Origin of the sequence: Nostoc sp. UHCC 0251 (genome assembly GCF_034932245.1) — a bacterium.
Taxonomy (GTDB): Bacteria; Cyanobacteriota; Cyanobacteriia; order Cyanobacteriales; family Nostocaceae; genus Nostoc.
Genome location: NZ_JAYGHD010000192.1, coordinates 1 through 5,257, shown reverse-complemented (window position 1 = coordinate 5,257; position 5,257 = coordinate 1). Strand labels below are relative to the sequence as shown.

Annotated in this window: 4 protein-coding genes; 2 read left to right on the top strand and 2 right to left on the bottom strand. The window is 41.8% G+C overall.

All coding sequences use genetic code 11. From position 1 onward, the window contains the following. Positions 1-189: 189 nt before the first annotated feature. Complete coding sequence (locus VB740_RS17015) at positions 190-1,338, bottom strand: ATP-dependent 6-phosphofructokinase (RefSeq protein ID WP_323201145.1); 1,149 nt, start codon at positions 1,336-1,338, stop codon at positions 190-192. Positions 1,339-1,387: 49 nt separating this feature from the next. Continuing rightward, positions 1,388-1,582 carry a DUF2949 domain-containing protein gene (locus VB740_RS17010; RefSeq protein ID WP_323201144.1) on the bottom strand — a complete coding sequence of 65 codons (195 nt, stop codon included), beginning with the start codon at positions 1,580-1,582 and terminating at the stop codon, positions 1,388-1,390. 290 nt (positions 1,583-1,872) lie between these two features. Here VB740_RS17010 and VB740_RS17005 point away from each other — a divergent pair, with 290 nt between their 5' ends. Both VB740_RS17005 and ppsA read left to right on the top strand, forming a co-directional pair. After that, positions 1,873-2,094 carry a DUF4327 family protein gene (locus VB740_RS17005; protein ID WP_323201143.1) on the top strand — a complete coding sequence of 74 codons (222 nt, stop codon included), beginning with the start codon at positions 1,873-1,875 and terminating at the stop codon, positions 2,092-2,094. A 384-nt stretch (positions 2,095-2,478) separates the two neighbouring features. Further along, positions 2,479-4,998 (top strand): phosphoenolpyruvate synthase, encoded by a 2,520-nt coding sequence (gene ppsA, locus VB740_RS17000; RefSeq protein ID WP_323201142.1) that lies wholly within the window; start codon positions 2,479-2,481, stop codon positions 4,996-4,998. The last annotated feature ends 259 nt before the right edge of the window (positions 4,999-5,257 follow it).

The window sequence follows — 5,257 nt, the reverse complement described above, 5'->3', positions numbered from 1 at the left end:
AAGATGCCCATCCCACAAAACTAGCAAAATCATCCCGCAAATATGCAACGCCGAAAAATCTACAGCGTAAGGATGAAAGACCCTTTTCTGAATTTAAAATTTTTAACAGATGCTTTGCGTTCTTCGATTGGCTAATGTTTTAAGTTTTCTGACTACTACTAGACTGGAAGGATTTGACTGCACACTGCGTCAAAGAGTTTCTTTGTTAGTAAAAAAGGCATTGTCATTTTCCAAGCAACTGGGCTTTGATTGTTGTGAAAATTGAAAACCATCGCCTACATAAATGCCTAAAGAGCGAGCAATAGGAACTAAATAGCCGTTAGCATCCACAGGCGAAGGACTTTGAAGCATTACTTCTTGCAAAGGGACGGCAACAACTTGTCCATTTTGCCAAGCTACCATTTGGTCATATTTGCCTTGTGCTACCAAATCCACTGCGGTTTTACCAAAAGCTGTAGCCACTAGACGATCTAAGGCAGAGGGAATACCGCCTCGTTGAATATGCCCTAGAACTGAAACTCGCGTTTCTATCTTCTCAGTACTACAATGGCTAATTTGGTCGGCTATATATTGACCCATTCCGCAGGTAAGAGTTGATTGACACAGCCCGTCACAATCAGATGAGTCTTTGACTGCTTCAATGCCTTCTGCAACTACGACAATAGCAAATTTGCGCCAAGAGCGATCGCGCAGTTGAGCAAGATGCTGGCAAATTCCCTCTATTGAATAAGGTATTTCTGGAATCAAAATCACATCTGCACCGCCTGCTATACCTGCTTGCAGGGCTAAATGACCTGCTTTTCTACCCATGACTTCCACAATCATCACCCGATCGTGACTAGCTGCTGTAAAAGTTAGAGAGTTGAGAGCATTTGTAATTGTGTTAACGGCAGTGTCAAACCCTACAGACCTTTCTGTGAGTGCTACATCATTATCAATGGTTTTCGGAACACCAACAAAATTCCAATTACCTTGGTGTGCAAGATTGTGAAGAATACTTAAGCTACCATCGCCACCAATGCCAATTAGTGCATCTAACTCTAACGTCTGATAACCGGCAATAATCTCACTAGCACGTGCAAGTGTATCTCCTTTATTGATAGTTCCTAAGATAGTTCCCCCCATAAAAAGCAAGGGGTCAATCCCACGCAGGTCTAGACCATGCATCTTAAGAGTAGTTGCTTTACCTTCAAGGAGTCCTCGTGTTGCATAAGAAATTCCCAGCACTTCCCAATCATAAGTTAGTGTTGCATGGCTCACAACAGCCCGAATCACAGCATTAAGTCCAGGACAGTCTCCACCACTGGTGAGGATACCAATTCGTTTGCGGTTTGTCATAAAACTATTAAATGAGAAATCTCTATAGGATAGAAATTGTTGGTTAAATTTAAGATGCTACTTCTAACCAGTCAAAAATTTGGTTGAGTTGGCTCAAAGTTACTAACCCATACTGCCAAAGAACCATAGGCAACAAGCTTGGAGTTTGCTCGACATGACGTAAAGCCAAGCTGATAACAGTAGCAGGAATTGCTAACTCCTCTAATAAAAAGTTAATTAATTTAATATATTTTCTAGATTCCATGTTGATTACTCTCCTCTAGATTTGCCTATACAGGACATAGATAAAATTACGCAAAAAGTTTGAGGAACCTGTGAGGAAGCGCAATATCATATCTTCTATTTTGTAAACTTAAAATAAGTAATAATTTTAGTACAAAATTATACTTGCAAAAACAGTAATATCTAAAAATAAACTTATGTATTATAATTGCCAGCTTCACAATTTAATCAAGTTATTTTGGTAAGTTTAAGGTAGAGTCAAAGCATGAATTGTTCTGGCTTTACAGAACTTAATTAGCTGGGGTAAAAGTTATGGATACTGCTGTCAAATATGACATAGAAGTTATTAAAGAAGAAGCACGCCAACTTATTCATAAAGGACTTGTGAGACGTAACCAGCCAATTTATGCTTTGTGTCAGTACATTCCTGGTCGTGATTGGATTTGTGTTGAGCTTGAGCTAGAAGAAAACGACTTTTTACTTAGAGATAAGATTATTGATCTGTTAGGTCGTGAAGACTGGGATGAAGATTGAAATAAAAGTGTAACGCTAAGAGGATGTCTGATAAATATCAATAAGTGCCTAAACAGCCAACAACTTTTCAGACAACCTCTTAGCGAAGCTATGCCGAAGGACTTGCCTCTCGTTCGCGTTAGCATCTCCGTTCGCGCAGCGACGACTATAGAAAAAAGATAAAAGAAGGCTTTACGCTGCGTTATCGCTTTTAATGTCTCCCTTTGGGAGAAGACCGCGCTGCTTTACCAAAATCTAAAATCCAAAATTGGATGACAGCCACAATCCAACATCCTCACAAGTTCCTCAAAGTATCTTCCTATAAACATAAGTGTCAGATGAAATGCTCATTAACTCAAAGCAGCCTTTGCAACTCTCTCCACTTAATATTAAGGAAGCTTTACTATGGTCATAAAAACACTGGTCAATCAAAACACTGAACATCAAGTGTTACCACAAGCTCTCGTGTTGTCTTTAGAAAAAGTAGGAATTGCAGATATCCCTACAGTCGGAGGCAAAAACGCTTCTTTGGGAGAAATGATTCAGCAACTTAGACGCAAAGGCGTGAAAGTTCCTACAGGATTTGCTACTACTGCTAACGCATATCGCTACTTTATGGAAGCAGGAGGATTAGAAGCGGAACTTAGGCAGGTTTTTGCAAACTTAGATGTTGAAGATGTGAATAATCTGCGGCAACGAGGTAAACAGGCACGGTCTTTAATGCTACAAACGCCGTTTCCTGAAGAATTAGAACAAGCGATCGCTCAAGCATACCAAGACCTGTGTCAAAAGTATGGTGCTGATACCGATGTTGCAGTTCGCTCTAGTGCTACAGCAGAAGACTTACCTGATGCTAGCTTTGCCGGACAGCAAGAAACTTACTTAAATGTCCACGGACTGCAAGCTGTACTAGAAACCTGCCATAAATGCTTTGCATCTATTTTTACCGATCGCGCCATTTCTTACCGTCAAATAAAAGGCTTCGACCATTTAAATATTGCCCTTTCTGTCGGCGTCCAAAAAATGGTGCGTTCGGATTTAGCTGCATCTGGTGTGATGTTTTCTATTGATACCGAGACAGGGTTTAAAGATGCTGCATTGATTACCGCAGCTTACGGCTTGGGTGAAAATGTCGTTCAGGGTGCAGTAAATCCTGACGAATATTTAGTATTTAAACCAACTCTTAAACAAGGATACCGCCCAATTTTGAAAAAACGTCTTGGGACGAAAGAAATCAAGATGGTGTACGATTTAGGCGGTTCTAAAATGACTAAAAATATTCCGGTTGCAGTGAGCGATCGCACCACTTTTGCCCTTAATGATGACGAAATTCTCCAACTAGCGCAATGGGCATATTTAATTGAAGAACACTACTCAAAAGTACGTGGTGTTTACACGCCAATGGATATCGAATGGGCCAAAGATGGCATCACCAACGAATTATTTATAGTGCAAGCACGTCCCGAAACTGTCCAGTCCCAGAAGACTAAAAACGTGCTGCGTAGTTATCATCTTATAGTGGCAGCAGGGGAGCAGGGGAGCAGGGGAGCAGGAGAGAAAACAGCTTTGTCTTCCCCTCTGCCCCTCCGCCCCTCTGCCCCTCTGCCTCTTGTTACAGGGCGGAGTGTGGGTGAGATGATCGGACAAGGCAAAGCACGAGTAATTCTCGATGTGCATCACCTGGAACAATTTCAGCTTGGTGAGGTATTAGTAACTAATCGCACCGATCCCGACTGGGAACCGATTATGAAAAAAGCCAGTGCTATTGTCACCAACTCCGGCGGACGCACTTGCCATGCGGCGATTATTGCTAGAGAAATGGGAATCCCGGCGATTGTTGGTTGCGGTAATGTCACAACGGTAATTAAAACTGGGCAAGAAATTACAGTTTCCTGTGCTGAAGGTGAAACCGGAAAAGTCTATGCAGGTTTGTTACCATATCAAGTTCAAGAAATACCATTAGAAAAATTGCCCCATACTCGCACTAAAATCATGATGAATGTGGGCAATCCAGAAGAAGCATTTGGCTATAGCGCTATTCCCAATGATGGGGTGGGTTTGGCACGGATGGAATTTATTATTGCTAACCAAATTAAGGTGCATCCTCTAGCATTAGTTCACTTTAATGAATTAAAAGATGAACTAGCCAAATACAAAATTGCTGAATTAACTGCACAATATGCCGACAAAGCGCAATTCTTTATCGATCAACTCGCGCAAGGCATTGGAACAATTGCAGCAGCATTCTATCCCAAACCTGTAATTGTTCGCCTGAGTGATTTCAAAAGTAATGAATATGCCAACCTTTTAGGAGGAAAACAATTTGAACCTCAAGAAGAAAACCCGATGATTGGTTGGCGGGGTGCATCGCGTTACTACGATGAACGCTACCGTGAAGGATTTGCTTTAGAATGTCGAGCCATGAAAAAAGTCCGCGAGGAAATGGGTTTAACCAACGTAATTTTGATGGTGCCATTTTGTCGCACTCCATCTGAAGGTCGGCGCGTACTTGCAGAGATGGCGAAGCATGGTTTAGTGAAGGGAAAAAACGGTTTACAAGTGTATGTGATGTGTGAGTTACCAAGTAACGTCCTACTTGCAGAGCAATTTTGTGAAGTGTTTGACGGGTTCTCAATTGGTTCTAATGATTTAACGCAATTAACATTAGGACTTGATAGAGATTCAGAGTTGGTAGCGCATTTATTTGACGAACGTGATGATGCTGTCAAAGAGATGATTGTTAAAGCAATATCTACAGTGAAACAGTGCGAACGCAAAATTGGTATTTGCGGTCAAGCACCAAGTGACTACCCAGAATTTGCTCGGTTTTTGGTAGAACAAGGTATTGATTCGATTAGTCTCAATCCTGATTCAGTGCTGAAGACATTGTTAGAAATTGCGGCAGCAGAAAAAGGTAGTTTGTAACAGGTAAATTTCAGGCAATACATCCTCATCTAGAGACGCGATTCCCCGCGTCTTTAAATACCAATTATCGAAGGAATTCAGAAGGCAGATCGCGCAGCGTGTCGTAGACAAGGCAGGAGGCAGATCGCGCAGCGTGTCGTAGACAAGGCAGAAGGGAATTCTGACTCACTCTGCCCACGACCAAAGGGAGTAAGGGTTTAAGACCCAGCCCTTTCAACGCGAACAAATGAACTACTCAATCAAAGGCTGAAACCCGCTC